Here is a 17547-nt window from a genome sequence, read left to right on the forward strand (position 1 = left end):
GCCAAAACCTGGCCGGAGGTCACCGCACTGTAGAAACGAGCCATGAGCACAATCGTCTTCGTCCACGCGCATCCCGACGACGAGGGAACCGGCACCGCGGGCAGCATGATCCGCGCATCACGGGAGGGGCACCGTGTGGTGGTCGTCTATTGCACCGACGGGGATCCCGGCGATGTGCCGGACGATCTCGCGCCCGGTGAGACGGTCGTGAGTCGCCGGCGAGGCGAAGCCGAGGCGTCGGCAGCGATCACGGGCACGGCCCGAGTTGCGTGGCTGGGTTACGGCGACTCCGGCATGACCGGATGGGCACAGAACGAAACCGACGGTGTGTTCTCGCGCGCCGACCTCGGCGAAGCGGCCCGTCGTCTGGCCGACATCCTGGACGAGGAGAACGCCGACGTCGTCGTCGGCTACGACTGGCACGGCGGTTATGGCCACCCCGATCACATCATGCTGCACCACACCACTCGCGCCGCAGCGGATCTCGCGGCGAGGACGCCGCGATACCTCGAGGTGACGATGAACCGCGATCTGATGCGGCAGTTGTTCACCCTCGCCAAAGAGATGGGTATGGAGGGTTTCGATCCGGATCTGCGCGGTGACGACGGGAATCCGGTCGGCACACCGGAAGCCGAATTGCATTGGGCCGTGGACCTCGGGGACGACGTGATGACCAAACGTGAGGCCCTCGCCTGTCACGCAAGTCAGAGCGACGTCAAACAACTCCTGGCGATGCCGGTCGAGATGTTCCCGGTCGGCTTCGGCACCGAGCACTACATGGAACCGGGCCGGCCGGCCGGCATGATCCGAGGTTGGTGGCTCGACGAGGCGGAGCATGGAATACTGCCGTGATGGTCGATTCACCCGAGCAGAGATCGACGATGGGTTACGACGAAGTGGTTCTGGGGCGCCGCAGCATCCGTGGGTTCACGCCCGACCCGGTACCCCGGGAGCTGATCGAAGAGATCCTCGAGCTCGCGATGCGGGCCCCGTCATCGATGAACACGCAGCCCTGGAATTTTCATGTGATCACCGGAGAACCGCTCGATCGCATCCGAGCGGGAAACACCGAGCGCAACCTGGCCGGCGTACCCCATTCGCGCGAGTTCCGGACGGGCGCGGAGAAGTTCACCGGCACCCACCGTGAACGCCAGGTCCAGGTTGCGAAGCAGCTGTTCGGCGCGATGGGTATCGCCCGCGACAACACCGAGCTACGCCACGACTGGGTGCTGCGGGGATTCCGTCAGTTCGATGCCCCGGTGTGTGTGATCGTGACCTACGACCGCATTCTCGACGGCAGCGACGACACACCGTTCGATTGCGGTGCGGTCTCCACCGCGCTGGTGAACGCAGCCTGGTCTCGCGGGCTGGGGGCGGTGATCAACAGTCAGGGCATCATGCAGTCGCCCGTCGTGCGAGAACATGCCGGTATCCCCGACGACCAGGTGATCATGAAGAGCATCGCGCTGGGCTGGCCGGATGACACCTTCCCGGCCAATGCCGTGGTGTCCGAGCGCAAGTCGGTCTCCGAAGCCGCCACCTTCGTGGGGTTCGAACCGTAGCCGGCGCCCGCCGTCACGCGCCGACGGCGGCACCCGTCTGAGGCGGGTGGGCCTCGAGCACCTCGTTCTCCTCCGGACTGAAAGCCCTCGAGCGCGAGAGGAATCGAACCCCTTCCGGCGCTTCCAGACTGAACCCGGCACCGCGGCCGTCAACCACGTCGAGGATCAATTGCGTGTGTTTCCACAGTTCGAACTGATCGCCGTTGATCCACACCCGCACTGCGGGAAGGGGTTCGGTCAGTTCAATCTCGCCGACGAGGACGTCGCGCTGGCCGACCCGGTATTCACCGACCGGATAACACATCGGGGCCGAGCCGTCACAGCATCCACCCGACTGGTGGATCATGAGACCGCCGTGCAGCTCCGATAGTTTCGTCAAGAGCTGCACGGCGGTGTCTGTGGCGACGACCCGATCAGGAACCTGCTGGTCCGACACGGGTTTTCACCTCTGCTTTCTGTTGTGGTGAGATCCAGATCAGAAGAAGCCCTTGGCATTCTGCGCGTAACCGACCAGCAGGTTCTTGGTCTGCTGGTAGTGCTCGAGCATCATCAGGTGGTTCTCGCGACCGATCCCCGACTGCTTGTAGCCACCGAAGGCGGCGTGGGCCGGGTAGTCGTGATAGGTGTTGGTCCACACACGACCAGCCTGGATCTCGCGGCCAGCACGGTAGGCGGTGGCGCCGTCACGGCTCCACACACCGGCGCCGAGGCCGTAGAGGGTGTCATTGGCGATGTGGATGGCGTCTGCGTAGTCCTTGAACGTCGTCACCGCGAGCACCGGCCCGAAGATCTCCTCCTGGAAGATGCGCATCTTGTTGTGGCCGTCGAACACGGTCGGCTTGATGTAGTAGCCGCCTGACAGGTCGCCACCGAGGTCGGCGGGCTCACCACCGATGAGTACCTTGGCGCCCTCTTCCCTGCCGATGGCGAGGTAGGAGCTGATCTTCTCGAACTGGTCATTGGAGGCCTGCGCGCCCATCATCGTCTCGGTGTCGAGCGGATTGCCCTGCTTGATCTGGCCGACCCGGTCCACAGCCTTCGCGATGAAGTCGTCGTAGATGTTCTCCTGGATGAGTGCACGGCTCGGGCAGGTGCAGACCTCGCCCTGGTTGAGCGCGAACATCGAGAAGCCTTCCAGCGCACGGTCCAGGAAACCGTCGTCGGCGCTCATAACGTCGTCGAAGAAGATATTCGGGCTCTTGCCGCCCAGTTCGAGGGTGACCGGGATCAGGTTCTCCGAGGCGTACTGCATGATCAGGCGGCCGGTGGTGGTCTCGCCGGTGAAGGCGATCTTGCGAATGCGGTTGCTCGATGCGAGCGGCTTGCCGGCCTCCACGCCGAAACCGTTGACCACGTTGAGCACACCGGCGGGCAGCAGATCCGCGATCAGGCTCATCAAGTAGAGGATCGATGCGGGGGTCTGCTCGGCCGGCTTGAGCACGATGGCGTTGCCGGCGGCGAGGGCGGGGGCCAACTTCCAGACGGCCATCAGGATGGGGAAGTTCCACGGGATGATCTGTCCGACAACGCCGAGCGGCTCGTGGAAGTGGTAGGCGACGGTGTCCTCGTCGACCTCGGAAATCGAGCCCTCCTGGGCACGTAGCGCGCCGGCGAAGTAGCGGAAGTGGTCGATGGCCAACGGAATGTCGGCGGCCAGGGTCTCCCGGACAGCCTTGCCGTTGTCCCAGGTTTCGGCGACGGCGAGCTTCTCGAGGTTCTCTTCCATCCGATCGGCGATGCGCAGCAGGACCAGCGAGCGCTCGGCGACCGACGCCTTGCCCCACTGCGGCGCAGCCTTGTGCGCGGCGTCCAGTGCCAGGTCGATGTCCTCCGCAGTCGAGCGGGCGACCTCGCAGAACGTCTTGCCGTCCACCGGCGACGGGTTCTCAAAGTACTGTCCCTTGACCGGCGGGGTCCACTGGCCGCCGATCCAGTTGTCGTAGCGGGACTCATAGCTCATCACCGATCCGTCGGTTCCGGGCTTCGCGAAGACGGTCATCTACAGCTCCTCATGTTGTTCCGGTTGAGGTGTCCTGGGGGTTGTCACCCGCCCCACGCAGCGGGGTCGATGTGATCTGGTGCACAGCGTAGGAGCGACCGCGTTGCACCTACGTTGCAGCCACGTACGGAACGTTGCAACGAGCCGAGATACCAGGTCAGGGCGTCAAACGAGGTGTTGTGGGCTCAGCGGACGGCGCGCTGGATCCCCTCCAGACCCGCACGGAGCAGCTCTGGCGAACACCCGACGTTGAGCCGGGCGAAACCGCGGCCCGCCAGACCGAACGCCGGACCGGAGTGCAGGGCCACCCGACCCTTCTCCAGGATCGCGGCGGCCGGGTCGTCGCCGAGGTCGGTGGCTCGGAAGTCGAGCCACGCGAGGTACGACGCAGCCGGCCGATGCAGCCTCACCTCGGGCAACTCGGCCTCGAGCCAATCGGAGAGCAGCCCGATGTTCGAGACGAGGACCTCGAGTGTCGCGTCGAGCCAGGCGTCGCCCTTCGCGAACCCCGCTGCGGTACCCGCACGGCCGATGATGCTGGTACGCACGCCCACCTCTTCGGGTTGGCGATCGAGCATCGAGCGCATGGTGCCGGAAGCGGCGATCATCAACGCACACTTCGCGCCTGCGATGTTGAAACCCTTGCTCGCCGAATGCGCCGCGACACCCACCTGCCGTGCGGCCTCCCCCGTCGCGAGGAATGGCGTGAAGTCGCGGCCGGGGTGGACCAGCGGCGCGTGGATCTCGTCGCTGATCACCACGGCACCGTGTTGCCTCGCGAGATCGGCCAGCGCGACCAAGTCGTCGACCGGATGGATCAGGCCGAGGGGGTTGTGTGGGTGGCACAGCAGAACCGCACGCGCCCCGGCCGCGAGTTCACTCTCGATCCCAGCGAGGTCGAGCGACCAGCTGCGGTTCTCGTCGCATCGCAACGGCACCTCGCACACCTGCCCACCGGCCTCGGGGATGAGTTCGAAGAACGGCGGATAGACCGGCGGTGTGATGATCACCCGGTCACCTGGGGAAATGGCTACCCGCAGCGCCTCCACGATCACCACGCTGACGTCGGTGGTGAGGCGGACGTCAGCGGGCGCGACGTCCCAGCCCCAACGTCGCTGCGCGAACCCGGCGAATGCATCCCCGACCGAACCCGCACCACCCGCGTAGCCCACATCGGAGGCACGAATCTGCTCCACCATCGCGTCGGCGACCACGGGCGCCAGCTCGAAATCCATCTCCGCCACGAACATCGGCAGCACATCGGCGGGGTAGGCACGCCACTTCACACTGGTGCGCCGACGCAGTTCGGAAAGGTCAGGGGCCTGCGGTCGCATCGTCACCCGTCCTGCTTACCACCGCGGCGCAATTCGGACAGTGACGCGGCATAGATCCTTCGGCAGACTGGTTTTCATGACCTTCACAGCTCGCGATTTCCCTGTCCGCGTCGGTGTTCAGCTGCAGCCCCAGCACGCCCCCGAGTACTCGATGATCCGCGACGCCGTGCGCCGTGCCGAGGACATGGGCGTCGACATCGCCTTCAACTGGGATCACTTCTACCCGCTCTACGGCGATCCCGACGGCGAGCACTTCGAATGCTGGACCATGTTGGGTGCCTGGGCCGAGCAGACCAGCCGGGTGGAAATCGGGGCGCTGGTGACCTGCAACTCCTACCGCAATCCGGAGCTGCTGGCGGATATGGCGCGCACCGTCGACCACATGTCGGACGGGCGTCTCATTCTGGGCATCGGCTCCGGATGGTTCCAGAAGGACTACGACGAGTACGGCTACGAGTTCGGTACCGCAGGCAGCAGGTTGAACGACCTCGGCGAGTCGCTGCCGCGAATCACCGACCGATTGGGCAAGTTGAACCCGAAACCCACCCGCGACATCCCGGTCCTGATCGGTGGCGGTGGCGAGAAGAAGACGTTGCGCCACGTTGCCGAGTACGCGAACATCTGGCACTACTTCGTCGATGTGCCGACCTACGAACGCAAGTCCGGCATCCTCGACGAGCACTGTGCAACCGTGGGCCGCGATCCCGCCCAGATCGAGCACTCCGCCGGCCTACAGGCCCGGACCGTCGACGATGCGCTGCGTGAGGCCGACGAATTGGTGGCAGCGGGCATCTCGCTGATCACCGTCGGCGCCGGCGGTCCCGACTACGATCTGTCGGTGCTCGAGGCCGTATGCAAGTGGCGCGAGGGCAACAACAGCTGACCGGGGTGAGCCGGCGCTGACACGGCCGGGACATCCGCCACGCCCGCGGCGTCGGACGTGGCGGATAGATTAGGACGCATGCTTGCCTCCGCCACGCTGCTCCGTCGGCTGGGCCTGACCCTCGTCGTCCTCGGTCTCGTCGCTCTCGTCGCACCCGGCGTGCTCGCCGGCTCCTCCCACGCCGAACCGCCATCACGACTGCCCACGCAGGTCGTGGACTCGGCCAACGTGCTCACCACCACCCAGCGCACCGAGCTCCAGGCATCGATCGATCAGCTCTACACCGATCACGAAGTGCAACTGTGGGTTGTGTACGTGCGCGACTTCGACGGGGTGGGCCCCGAGCAGTGGGCGACGCAGACCGCGACCATCAGCGATCTCGGTGACCGCGACGTAGTGCTCGCCGTCGCCACCGACGACCGCGCCTACTACTTCAACGCGCCCGAATCGGTCGACGGACTCGACCAGGACGCCATCGACGACATCGCGCGCGGCGACATCGTGCCGGCCCTCAAGGACAGTGACTGGGCGGGCGCCGGGCAGGCCGCCGTCGACGGGATCAACTCCGCGATGACACCGTCGAACGCGGGGCTCTACACGGCACTGGCCGTCGGTGGGCTCGCCGTGGTCGGTGGTGGCGGGTTCCTGCTGTATCGGCGTCGCCGCAAGCAGCAACGCATCGAGGCCGGTGTGGAAGCCATGCGGGAACAGGAATTGACTGGCGACCAGCTGGTCGCCCAGCCACTCGATGTGCTCGACCCCTGGTCACGGGAGGTGCTGACCGACACCGACAACGCCATCCGCACCAGCGAGGAAGAGCTGGCCCTGGCCGTCGGCGAGTTCGGGGAGGTGGAGACCGCCCCGTTCACCGAAGCGTTGGCCGAGGCCAAACGCGGACTGGCCGAATCGTTCACGGTGCGTCAACTCCTCGATGACTCGATCCCGGAGACCCCGGACGAGCAGCGGGCGATGCTGGTGCAGATCATCACCACCTGCACCGACGTCGATGCGGCGCTCGATGCCCAGGTGGAGAGCTTCGACGCGATGCGCAATCTGCTGATCAACGCCGATTCCCGGTTGGCCGAACTCACCCAGAAGCTGGTGGCGGTGCGTGCCCGCATGGAGCAGTCGCAGAGCAAACTGGACGCCTTGATCGGCAGGCATGGCGAGACGGTGCTGGTGTCGATCGCCGACAACGTCGATCTGGCGCGCGAGGAGATCGAGTTCGCCGAGCACAGCGCCGACCAGGGACGGGAGGCGGCCTCCGCGCCGGCCGGCGAGCAAGGGCCCGCCGTGGCCGCGATCCGCTCGGCCGAAGGTGCGTTGGAACAGGCCAACCGGTTGCTGGATGCGATCGACAACGCCGAGGCCAACATCGCCGCCGCGCACACCCGGATGCCCGCTCTGATCGACGAAGTCGACGGGGAGCTGGCCGAGGCGGCGGAGCTGACCGGCGACGGCGGGCCCGCGCTGGCCACCGCGGTGCAGAAAGCAACCGCCGCGTTGTCGGCGGCACGGGCGGAATTCCACGACGACCCGCTCGGTACGTTCACCGCACTCGTCGACGCCGACGCCGACCTCGACGACGCGCTCGACGACGCCCGCGCATCCTCGGCGGAGCGCCGGCGCCGGGCCGAACTGCTGAACTCGGCGGTGACGGCCGCGCAGGCCAAGGTATCGGCCGCCAACGACTTCATCTCGACGCGGCGCGGCGCCATCCAGTCGATCGCGCGCACCCGGCTCGCCGAGGCGCAGCGGCTGCTCGCCGAGGCCACCGCCGCGGGGGTCGCCGACGCCGCGCAGGCCGCCCAGAGTGCCCGACGCGCAGGCTATCTCGCCGATCAGGCGTTGATGGCCGCGCAGGGTGACGTGGTGCAGTGGCAGCAGAACCAAACCCCGCACCCGACGGGGCCTTCCGTCGGCGGTGCCGTGCTCGGCGGCATCCTCGTCGACAGCTTCCTGCGCGGCACCATGGGCGGCGGTGGCCGCGGCTGGGGCGGTGGTTTCGGCGGTGGCTACGGCAGCGGCGGCCGCAGCCCCGGATCCTTCGGCGGCTCGGGCAGTTCCGGAAGGATCGGGGTCGGCGGCCGCTTTTGAGTTGCCTCGGGCGTTGCTACTTGCTCGAGGTCCGACGTAGGCGGGTGTTGACGAACTCGCCCATGCCCCAACGGCCGAGTTCGCGTCCGTAGCCGGAGCGCTTCACCCCGCCGAACGGCAGACCTGGCAGCGTGGTGCCGTGTTCGTTGATGTAGGCCATCCCGACCTCGAGCCGATCGGCTACCTGCTGCGCCTTGCCGAGGTCGGTGCTCCACACCGATCCACTGAGCCCGAAACCGACATCGTTGGCGAGTTCCACCGCCTCATCGATCGACGAAACCCGGTACACCATGCCGACCGGACCGAAGATCTCCTCGGCGTAGGCGTCCATCTCGCTGGTGATCCCGGTGAGCACCGTCGGCGCGTAGAAGGCACCATCGCGGTCGAGCTTCTTCCCGCCGGTGTGCAACGTGGCGCCCTGCTTCACGGCGGTGTCGACCTGCTCGGCCACGCCGTCACGTGCCGAGATCGACGACAGCGGTCCCATGTCGGTGTCCGGGTCGGCAGGGTCACCGACGGTGACCGCTTCGAATTGGCCGACCAGCCCCTCCACGAACTCCTCGTAGAGCTCGTCGAGCACGATGAAACGCTTGGGCGAGTTGCAGGCCTGACCGGCATTGGACAGCCGTGCCTGCGCGGCGATCGTCGTCGTCCGCGCCATGTCTGCGGTGTCGAGGAGGATGAACGGGTCTGAGCCGCCGAGTTCGAGCACCGACTTCTTGAGGTGTTCGGCAGCGGTCTGAGCCACCGATGCGCCCGCCTTCTCACTGCCGGTCAATGACACACCCTGCACAACGGGGTCGGCGATGAGGTCCGCGACCTGACTGCTGGAGGCGAAGACGTTGATGTACACGTCGTCGGGCGCGCCCGCCTCGTGCAGGATCTCGGCCATCAGCTGCGCCGAGGCGGCACAGATCGAGGCGTGCTTGAGGATGATCGAGTTGCCGACCATGAGATTCGGTGCGACGAAACGGACCACCTGGTAGTAGGGGTAATTCCACGGCATCACCCCGACCAGTGGACCGACCGGTCGACGCTGCACGATCGACTCGTCGGCACCCTGGGGATCGAGTGTCTCCGTCTCGAGCAGATCGGGTCCGTGTTCGGCATACCAGCGGTAGATGTCTGCGGCCAGCTGCACCTCACCGTCGGCCTGCGCCTTGGGTTTACCCATCTCCGTGGTGATCGCCGACGACAGTTCGTCGGCCCGCTTCTCGTAGATCTCCGCAGTCCTAGCCAGCACCTCGGCCCGCTTCTGCACAGGGGTGTCACGCCACTGGCGGAATCCGGCGTCGGCGCGTTGCGCCACCGCACGGACGTCGTCGTCGGACAGGCCGGGGAACTCCCGCTCGGTCACTCCGGTCGTCGGGTTCGCGGTCACATACGTGCTCATCTATTCCGTCCTTCCTGTCGGATGCAGACCGGGTACCCGCGCCACGGCGGCACCCAAACACTCCGATGCGAACATTCCGATGCGCACGTGGTGTTCGCCCTGGGTTCACGGACACCTTTCCGACGGTTCTCTTTACCTCCCTAACGTCCTCACAGTTCTCGATCCAGCCCACTTGTAGAGAGCGACCCGGAGGGGAAGTTTCCGTGCGTATCCCGTTGCAGCTGTTCACCTCGACCGACCGACCCGGCCGGTCGAAACGTGCCCACGTGACCTGCCAATACAAGTGCGGCGAGGCATGCTGGCACGATCCGGGCAATACCAGCGACAACGAATACTTCCGGGATATCCTGCGGGCGAGTGCTTCTCGACGTACCGTGCTGCGCTCGTCGGCCGGCGCGGCGGTCGCGATCGGCGCAACGTCGCTACTCGCGGCCTGTGGCGCCGACGACACCTCCGACTCCGCGGTGGCGAGCTCGTCGGCGGTCGACGACACTCCCCCGCCCGGGATGAACTTCGCCACCGTGGCACCCAACACCGAGGATGCCGTCGTCATCCCCGAGGGATACCGGCAGGAGGTGGTCATCGCATGGGGCGATCCGGTGCTCCCGGGTGCGCCGGCCTTCGACTTCAACCGCCAGACACCCGAGGCCCAGGCGATGCAGTTCGGCTACAACAACGACTTCGCGGGCCTGATCCCGGTCGACGGTGTGTCGGGCCACTACTACCTGGTGTGCAACCAGGAGTACACCACCGAGGAGTTCATGTTCACCGGCTACCAGAGCGGCGAACCCACCGAGGAGCAGGCCCGGATCTCGATGGCCGCCCACGGCATCACCGTCGTGGAGGTGTCCACCGAGACGGGCACGGGAGCGGTGACCACCATCGTCGGCCCGCGCAACCGCCGAATCACGGCGACGACGCCGATGCGGCTGACCGGCCCCGCCGCCGGCACCGATTTCGTCAAGACCTCGGCCGACCCGACCGGCGAGACGGTGCTCGGCACCTTCGCCAACTGTGCCGGCGGGATCACCCCGTGGGGCACCATGCTGTCGGGTGAGGAGAACTTCGACGGCTACTTCAGCAACGCGAGCGCGGTGACCGACGCGACCGCCGCCGAGCGGCTCGAACGCTACTCGTTTGACGACGACTCCGACTACCACCAGTGGGGTCGGTTCGACCCCCGCTTCGATCTCGCGCAGGAACCGAACGAGGCCAACCGGTTCGGCTACGTCGTGGAGGTGGATCCGCACGATCCGAACTCCACCCCGATCAAGCACTCCGCGCTCGGCCGGCTCAAACACGAGGGTGCCACGATCCACGTGGTGTCGTCGGGTCCCGACGAGGGCACCGTGGTGGCCTACACCGGCGACGACGAGCGATTCGAGTACATCTACAAGTTCGTGTCGAGCCGCAAGATGAAGACCGGGGTGTCGGCGACCGCGCGCGCCCACAACATGGGCATCCTCGACGAAGGCACCCTCTACGTCGCGTCGTTCACCGGCGACAACCCCGACGCCGTCGATGGCAGCGGCGAACTACCCGAGGGCGAGTCCTTCGCGGGCACCGGCACCTGGCATCCGCTACTGACGGTCAACGCCGACGGTTCGGCCCGCTCCCATGTCGACGGGATGACCCCGGAGGAGGTGGCGGTGTTCACCCGGCTGGCCGCCGATCAGGCCGGGGCCACCAAGATGGACCGACCCGAGGACATCGAGACCAACCCCCGCACCGGAAAGGTGTACTGCGCGTTGACCAACAATGACGAACGCGGCACCGACGGCGAAGCGCCGGCCGATGAGGCGAACCCGCGCAACGAGAACAAGAACGGTCAGGTCATCGAGATCACCGACAACCACACCGGCACCGATCTCACCTGGAATCTGCTGCTGGTCTGTGGTGACCCGGCCGCCGCCGACACGTACTACGGCGGCTATGACAAGACCAAGGTCAGCGCGATCTCCTGCCCCGACAACGTGGCCTTCGACCCGCACGGCAACCTGTGGATTTCTACCGACGGCAACGCACTCGACAGCAACGACGGCTTGTTCGCCATCGCCCTCGACGGTGCGCAGCGCGGACAGACCAAGCAGTTCCTCACCGTCCCGGAAGGAGCCGAGACATGTGGTCCGATCATCGGCAGCGACCGGGTGATGGTGTGCGTGCAGCATCCGGGTGAGCTCGACGACCACTCCGCCGACAACCCGGCATCACACTGGCCCGACGGCGGCGACACCCAACCGCGGCCCGCAGTGGTCGCCGTGTGGCGTGACGGCGGCACACCCATCGGCGTCTGAACAGGAGCACTCAGCTCTGCGACTTGCGCCCCACCACGAAGTAGGCGATCGGCCCGAAGTAGTTGAGAAAGCTCAACGCCACCCAGAGTGGCTTCGGGCCCTTCACCTGCTCGGCCGGTCGCCGCTTCAGGTCGCGCAGGGCCGCACCCTGCAGCGCGAACTGGACGATGGCGCCGACGATGATCAGCGCTCGTGACTCCGGCGGGAGTTGGGAGAATCGCTTCTTCTTCGCGCTTGTCATGGATCTCACAATAGTGTGTGCTTTTATTTCGTAAACCTAAGTATTAGCCTGGTCGTGTGTCTGATGACGAGACGTTCCAATTGGCATCGGCCCTGCGGCCGACGGTGACCCGGCTCTACCTGACCCTGCGGCGACGCACACCCATCGCCGAGTACTCGGCCGCGCAGGCATCCGCTCTGGCGGTGCTGCTCGACCACGGGCCGATGCGAATGGGCGAACTCGCCGAGCGCGAATCGATCCGGATGCCCACCGCGACAGCGCTGATCGACGGGCTCACCAAGAACGGTCTGGTCGAACGAACCCCCGACCCGGCAGACCGCCGCGCCGTTCTGGTCGGGCTCACCGACCACGGACGCGATCTGCTCGACCGGGTCCGCGGCCGCCGCGACACCATCCTGACCGCGGCCCTCGCCGAACTCAGCGACGACGACCGCGCCGCACTCACCGCCGCCGCACCCGCCCTCGAGGCGTTGCGTCATCAGCTCGAGTCGCTCCCGAATCCGGAAGCGGCCGACATCACCGCCGAATGATCCCGAGGTAACCATGACCGTCACCGAGAACCGGCCCGTCCCCCAGCCGGCCGAACACCACGAACCATCACTGCTGGAGACCTTCCGCCAACAGCCGCGCACAGTCTGGGTGACCGCATTCGGCGCGGTCATCGCCTTCATGGGCATCGGCCTTGTCGACCCCATCCTCAACAGCATTGCCGAAGCGTTGAATGCGCCACCGGAGAAGCTGACCCTGCTGTTCGGCGTCTACGTCGGTATCCAATGTGTCGCGATGTTGCTGACCGGTTGGGCTGCTTACCGATTCGGCCCCAAACGCACCCTCACCGTCGGTCTCACGTTGATCGTGATCGCCGCCGGGATCTCATCGTTTGCGAGCGGGATCGATCAACTCATCGCCTACCGGGTGCTCTGGGGACTGGGCAATGCGCTGTTCATCGCGACCGCGCTCGCGTTCATCGTGTCCGCGGCCAAGGGGAGCCAGCACGGCGCGATCATGCTGTACGAAGCCGCGCTCGGCGTCGGCCTGGCCGTCGGTCCGCTGTTGGGAGCCGTTCTCGGCGAATGGAGTTGGCGCGCACCCTTCGCCGGCACCGCGCTGCTGATGCTGGCCGGCGCGATCCTGTGCGCGGTCATGTTGCCATCGGATGGCCCGCGCACCACGCGCACGCCGGTCCGGATCGTCGACCCGCTGAAGGCGCTGCGCAACCGCACGCTGCTGATCACCTCGATCGGGTCCGCGTTCTACACCGGGGCACTGTTCACCGTCATCGCTTGGGCGCCGATCGCGATGGGGCTGCGACCGATCTACGCCGGCCTGATCTTCTTCGGTTGGGGCCTGCTGACCGCGCTGGCCGGCGTGTTCATCGCGCCGTGGCTGGCCGAACGGATCGGCCAGAAGGGCGGTGTCATCAGCGCGATCTCGGTGTATGCCATCGTGATGGCGCTCGCCGCCATCGGCGTGCTCACCGACCAGGTGGCGCTGATCGGGATCGCGGTCATCCTGTCCGGCCTTCCCTCGGGTGTGTTGAACACCCTGTTCACTGGTGTCGCGATGTCCTCGGGTGAGGGTTCCACCCCGCGGTCGGTGTCCAGCGCCGGCTACAGCTTCCTGCGGTGGATGGGCGCGGCCGTCTCCGCTGTGCTGGTGGCCCACCTTGCCGACTGGTTCGGCTCGGTGTCCGCGCCGTTCTGGTTTGCCGCACTCTACTGTGTGATCGCCGTGGCCGCCGTCGCGTTCGTCCGTACGCAGGCTGCCGCCGACCACGAGGTCGACGACACCGCGGCACTTATCGGCGCCGAAGAGTACTGACCGGCGGGGCGCCTGCGCTGCCCACCACGCGTAGCGCCTCGGCGCCGATGAGGCGCCCCAGTTGGGTGTAGGCGGCGAACTGTCCCTCGTCGAACCACTGATCCGACGTGCTGTCATGCGGGAAGATCGAATGGGTGTTGGCATACGTCATCAACCAGTCCGGGCAGTTCTGCCAGAGGACCGCCTTCGCCAGGATCAGCCGACCGGTCCGTGACACACCGTCCTTCGGCGGATAGGTGAAGGTCGCGGTGACCACGCACTGACTCGTGATGCGCGCGTTCAACGCAGCGAAGTCGTCGTCGGGGTCGAAGGCTGTTCCAGTCCCGGGAGCCAGATTCTCCGCGGTGTGGTCGTCTCCGCCACCCTGTTCGGGAAAGGAGAACGTGACGCCTAGTTCGGCACGGGCCAAGCGGATCGCGTCGGCCAAGGTACTCAGATTCGGTGGGGTGTCACCGCTGGCGTCGATACACACGATGGTGGTGCAGCGGCGCCGTAACGCCTCGACGAGGCCCAGGTTCTCATAGTGTCCGCCATCGGAAATCTGGAGGAGTCGTCCGCGGGCAGAGTTGAGGCCCAGCACCTCTCGATACAGGTAGCCGGCGCCGCGGTAGCGCGGCAGCCCGTGTGGCCAGGACCAGTTGTTCTGCTGGTGCGTCGACGCGGCCAGGAAGGACGGGTTCGGCAGCCAGGTCCCCAGGCGCGCACCGGAGATGGCGAACAGTTTCTGATATCCCGAGCCCATCCGGCCCATCGCGGAGGCGAACGCCGCCCCGCTCACCGCGACCGCGGCCTGCACGGTCAGGTCTCGTCGGATGCGCGGTGGGGCCAGTTGCTGCACCGCGCTGGTGGACACCCAACCGACGTCCGGGCCACCCACCCAATCGGTGCCGAAGGTGAACGGCACCGCATTGAGACCTGCGGCCGGCTTCTCCTGACCGGAGATCGTGGCCGCGGCAGCGAACACGAAGTGCGGTGTGGCGTCGGGGGTGTCGAAGTCCGCGAGTTCGGTGGATTCGCTACTCGGATACGCCTCGGCGGTCATACCCTCGCCGTCGGCGCTGCGGACCCGGCGGACAGCGAACGCACGGGCCAGCCGACGCCGATAAAACGGCTGCAGACTCGACGAGGTCACGTCGTAGAGCGACAGTGTGATCGCCAGGATGACCGCTATCGACAGGACCCACCACACGCCGCTGTGATCTGCGCCGCCGGCAGAAACATCTTCGCCGGACAGCATGTCGCGGGTCTGCGCTCCTTGATCGACCGGATGGGCGACAAAGGTGTCGAACGTCCACGCTCCGACGCCCCCGAAAGTGGCAAACCACGTCGCGATCACCACCGCCAAAGTCGCCAGCACGAGCAGCAGTTGCACCGCGCCGCGGGGAACTCCCTTGCGCGGCGCGTCCGGCTTGCCCCGGATCCCGGCGACGAGCTTGCCAACGAGTCCCCGGTTGCGCCACAGGATCGCGGCGAGCAGCGCCACATAGTTGAGCAGCGCGACTGCCGACGCGCTCCAGGCGATTCCGGCCGGCGACGACGACAGCACCGAATCGGCCAGCCGCATCAGGCCTGGTGCACCGACCGTCATCACCGCGATGATCGCCACGGCTACCGCGAAACACACGGCGACACCCGACAGTCGCTCCCGCCACCGCTCACCGCGATCACTGACCGACCGCGCCTCGGTGTAGCCGGCGGCGACCAGAAGGGTGAAGCAGATCGCGCCCAGGACTCCCAGGACCCACAGCGTCGCAGTGGAATTGGCGAACAGACTCGCCTGATTCGGATCGGCCGGCGAATCCGCGGTGTTCTCATCGGGTACCGGCACGATCGCCGCCATGGGGATGGTGGCGTAGACGATCCCGGCGACTACTCCGGCGATGACCGCCGGGGTGAACAGGATCGTGAGCGACAACAACATGTTCTTGGCGATGATGGCCAGTGCCGCAATCATCTCGGCCGGACTGTCGGCGATGTAGCTGGCACGGCGCCGGATGTGGTCGTACTCCTCGCTGCCCTCCCCGAACAGGTCGGCGAGACCGACCTGTTGCACGTCGTCCGCGTCGTACCTGGCCTGCATGTCTTTCGGCCACGACCCGGTCCGCGGCGCGTTGCGGCGCATGGCCTGCAGGTAGGCACCCGCGGTGTAACCACCACCGGACACCGACACCACGTAGTCGGGTTCGAGACCGCCGGTCTCGCGTCCGGTGAGGCTCTGCATCGCTCCCAACGCGACCGAGGCCGACCGCACCCCGCCACCCGACAAGCAGATCGCGGTCGTGTCTCCCGTGTCGGTGGTAGGGGTCAGATAGGCGCGGTCCCAGCGGGGTTCGTCGGCCCAGCGGTCGGTTCTCGGTGTCGGCGCCCACGCCTGCGCACCGTGTCTGCGCACCCAGCGGCGCGCCACGATGGCCTTCACCAGTCCGACGAGCGACCACAAGGCGATCACCGAGGCAGGGATCAGCAGCGCGAATTTGGCCGTCGCGAACACCGCCGATGCGGCGAGGTTCCCAAGCGTCCAATCGGTGGCCAGCGCCAGGTTTTCGGCGAGGTCGAACAGACCGGCCGCGACGATGCCCACCCCGGCGACCGTGGACACCGTCCGGTAGGGCGCGGTGAAGGCCAGCAGACGTCCCAGCAACGCCAGCCCGCCCAGCGACAGGACGTAACCGAGGATGAGCCCGAGGTCGGGTGCGAGGGTGCCGCGCAGCTCGTCGAGTTGCGCCTGCTCGGTCGGCGGGTACCCGAACTCCCACGGGACGACTCCAGGAGCAGACGAGGGCAGGCAGGTCACCGCCACCAGCAGCAGGCCCAGCACGATGATGATCACCACCGCGATGACCGTGTTGCGGTCGGTGGGCGAGCGTTCGGCGGAGAATCGAATGCGGGCACGGTTCGGGATCACGCTCGGTTCTGTCATCGATGCCTCGATTCCCCGGATGCGCTCGCTCGACCGATGTGATCTGTCTACACCCGTGGGTATGGTTCTGTCACCGGCGTCGACAGTTCAGATGACTCGGCTTCCGCTGTTGAACGGGCGCTGACCTGCCGGAACGTTCTTGTCGGTGGGGTGTCGTAGGTTGGTGTCAGCGAGATCGACGAAGTGATGTGAGCCAGGTCGGGCCGGTGATTGAGCGGTCTGTTTCTTTCGGAGATATGTGGGTTGTGGTCTCGCGCTGCCCCATAGGTGTCTCTGGAAGGTGTTGCTGGTGTCGGGTCCGGGTTGGTCGGTTGCGTCGTGGTGGAGTGACCCGTCGCCGTGGCCGGAGTTGCCTGCGCTGTTCACCGGCGGCCTGCCGGCCGAGGCTGTCGGGTCGCGAGACACCAACGATCTGCTCGGCGCCTTGATCTCCGATGTACGCGGTGAGGCGTTTACGGCGTGGCATCGCTATCAGATCGCCGCCGAACTCCACACCCGCCTGGTCGGTGCTGAATCCGATGATCACGCCCTGTTGCTGCATGACGGGTTCGCCGACTGCGCCGCCCGGATCGCGGTGAGCCAAGCCATCAGTCAGGGCGCCGCTGAGCAGTTCCTGCATCAGGCCGTCGCGCTCCGGGATCGCCTGCCTCAGGTGGCGCAGCGGTTGCGCGATGGTCGGATCACCGCCGAGTTGATCGTCAAGATCATCTCCCGCACCGAACTGGTCGATGGGCAGCCGTATGCGGCTGCGGTCGATGCCGAGATCGCCGCCAACCTCGACGCCCACACCACCGCCTGGTCGGCGCACCGGCTGCGCGACATGTGCGATCGGATCATCTTCCGGCATCACCCGGATGCGGTACGTGAACGCCGCCGCCAGGCCCTCGACAAACGTGGTGTGCACTCCAAGAACACCGGTGACGGGATGGGCGAGATCTCGGCGACGATGGCCGCCGAAAACGTACGCATCGCCGCCGAGGCGGTCCGTAAGCTGGCCGACGCG

The 17547-nt window shown here is 66.6% G+C and carries 14 protein-coding genes; 8 read left to right on the top strand and 6 right to left on the bottom strand.

Features of this window, described 5'->3' with window-relative positions:
• Positions 1-42: 42 nt before the first annotated feature.
• Together OSB52_RS18075 and OSB52_RS18080 are read left to right on the top strand one after the other, a co-directional pair.
• Positions 43-852: a PIG-L deacetylase family protein gene (locus OSB52_RS18075; RefSeq protein ID WP_235721410.1), complete on the top strand. Its 810-nt coding sequence runs from the start codon at positions 43-45 to the stop codon at positions 850-852.
• 29 nt (positions 853-881) lie between these two features.
• Positions 882-1562 carry a nitroreductase gene (locus OSB52_RS18080; RefSeq protein WP_266062984.1) on the top strand — a complete coding sequence of 227 codons (681 nt, stop codon included), beginning with the start codon at positions 882-884 and terminating at the stop codon, positions 1560-1562.
• A 13-nt stretch (positions 1563-1575) separates the two neighbouring features.
• On the opposite strand, the gene OSB52_RS18085 is transcribed toward OSB52_RS18080, so the two are convergent.
• From OSB52_RS18085 to OSB52_RS18095, 3 genes are all read right to left on the bottom strand, one after another.
• The gene (locus tag OSB52_RS18085) at positions 1576-1998 is read right to left on the bottom strand and encodes a DUF779 domain-containing protein (RefSeq protein ID WP_266062971.1); all 423 of its coding nucleotides are present in this window, start codon (positions 1996-1998) and stop codon (positions 1576-1578) included.
• Positions 1999-2037: 39 nt separating this feature from the next.
• Positions 2038-3561, bottom strand: a complete 1524-nt coding sequence (gene exaC / locus OSB52_RS18090; protein WP_235721412.1) for an acetaldehyde dehydrogenase ExaC — start codon at positions 3559-3561, stop codon at positions 2038-2040.
• Between the two features lie 185 nt (positions 3562-3746).
• Positions 3747-4901, bottom strand: a complete 1155-nt coding sequence (locus OSB52_RS18095; RefSeq protein ID WP_266062972.1) for a MalY/PatB family protein — start codon at positions 4899-4901, stop codon at positions 3747-3749.
• Positions 4902-4971: 70 nt separating this feature from the next.
• On the opposite strand from OSB52_RS18095, the gene OSB52_RS18100 reads away from it, so the two are divergent.
• Together OSB52_RS18100 and OSB52_RS18105 are read left to right on the top strand one after the other, a co-directional pair.
• Entirely contained in the window at positions 4972-5778 is an 807-nt protein-coding gene (locus OSB52_RS18100; protein WP_235721414.1) for an LLM class F420-dependent oxidoreductase, read from the top strand.
• A 78-nt stretch (positions 5779-5856) separates the two neighbouring features.
• Positions 5857-7875: a TPM domain-containing protein gene (locus OSB52_RS18105; protein WP_266062974.1), complete on the top strand. Its 2019-nt coding sequence runs from the start codon at positions 5857-5859 to the stop codon at positions 7873-7875.
• Between the two features lie 16 nt (positions 7876-7891).
• Here the strand turns inward: OSB52_RS18105 and OSB52_RS18110 are convergent, their stop codons facing one another.
• On the bottom strand, positions 7892-9268 hold the full coding sequence (locus OSB52_RS18110; protein WP_266062975.1) for an NAD-dependent succinate-semialdehyde dehydrogenase: 1377 nt from the start codon (positions 9266-9268) through the stop codon (positions 7892-7894).
• Positions 9269-9471: 203 nt separating this feature from the next.
• Here OSB52_RS18110 and OSB52_RS18115 point away from each other — a divergent pair, with 203 nt between their 5' ends.
• Positions 9472-11562: a PhoX family protein gene (locus tag OSB52_RS18115; protein ID WP_266062976.1), complete on the top strand. Its 2091-nt coding sequence runs from the start codon at positions 9472-9474 to the stop codon at positions 11560-11562.
• A gap of 10 nt (positions 11563-11572) precedes the next feature.
• Here the strand turns inward: OSB52_RS18115 and OSB52_RS18120 are convergent, their stop codons facing one another.
• On the bottom strand, positions 11573-11803 hold the full coding sequence (locus tag OSB52_RS18120; protein WP_266062977.1) for a PLD nuclease N-terminal domain-containing protein: 231 nt from the start codon (positions 11801-11803) through the stop codon (positions 11573-11575).
• A 56-nt stretch (positions 11804-11859) separates the two neighbouring features.
• On the opposite strand from OSB52_RS18120, the gene OSB52_RS18125 reads away from it, so the two are divergent.
• Entirely contained in the window at positions 11860-12333 is a 474-nt protein-coding gene (locus tag OSB52_RS18125; protein ID WP_266062978.1) for a MarR family winged helix-turn-helix transcriptional regulator, read from the top strand.
• Positions 12334-12346: 13 nt separating this feature from the next.
• Positions 12347-13624, top strand: coding sequence for an MFS transporter (locus OSB52_RS18130; protein WP_266062979.1), 1278 nt, complete (start codon positions 12347-12349; stop codon positions 13622-13624).
• Here the strand turns inward: OSB52_RS18130 and OSB52_RS18135 are convergent.
• Entirely contained in the window at positions 13602-16544 is a 2943-nt protein-coding gene (locus tag OSB52_RS18135) for a patatin-like phospholipase domain-containing protein (RefSeq protein ID WP_266062980.1), read from the bottom strand. The two genes, OSB52_RS18130 and OSB52_RS18135, sit on opposite strands and share 23 nt — an antisense overlap.
• Positions 16545-16833: 289 nt before the next feature.
• Here OSB52_RS18135 and OSB52_RS18140 point away from each other — a divergent pair.
• The coding region (locus OSB52_RS18140; RefSeq protein ID WP_266062981.1) for a DUF222 domain-containing protein at positions 16834-17547 on the top strand (714 nt) is incomplete at its 3' end.

Source organism: Gordonia aquimaris, from assembly GCF_026262595.1.
In the GTDB taxonomy this organism is placed as follows: domain Bacteria; phylum Actinomycetota; class Actinomycetes; order Mycobacteriales; family Mycobacteriaceae; genus Gordonia; species Gordonia tangerina.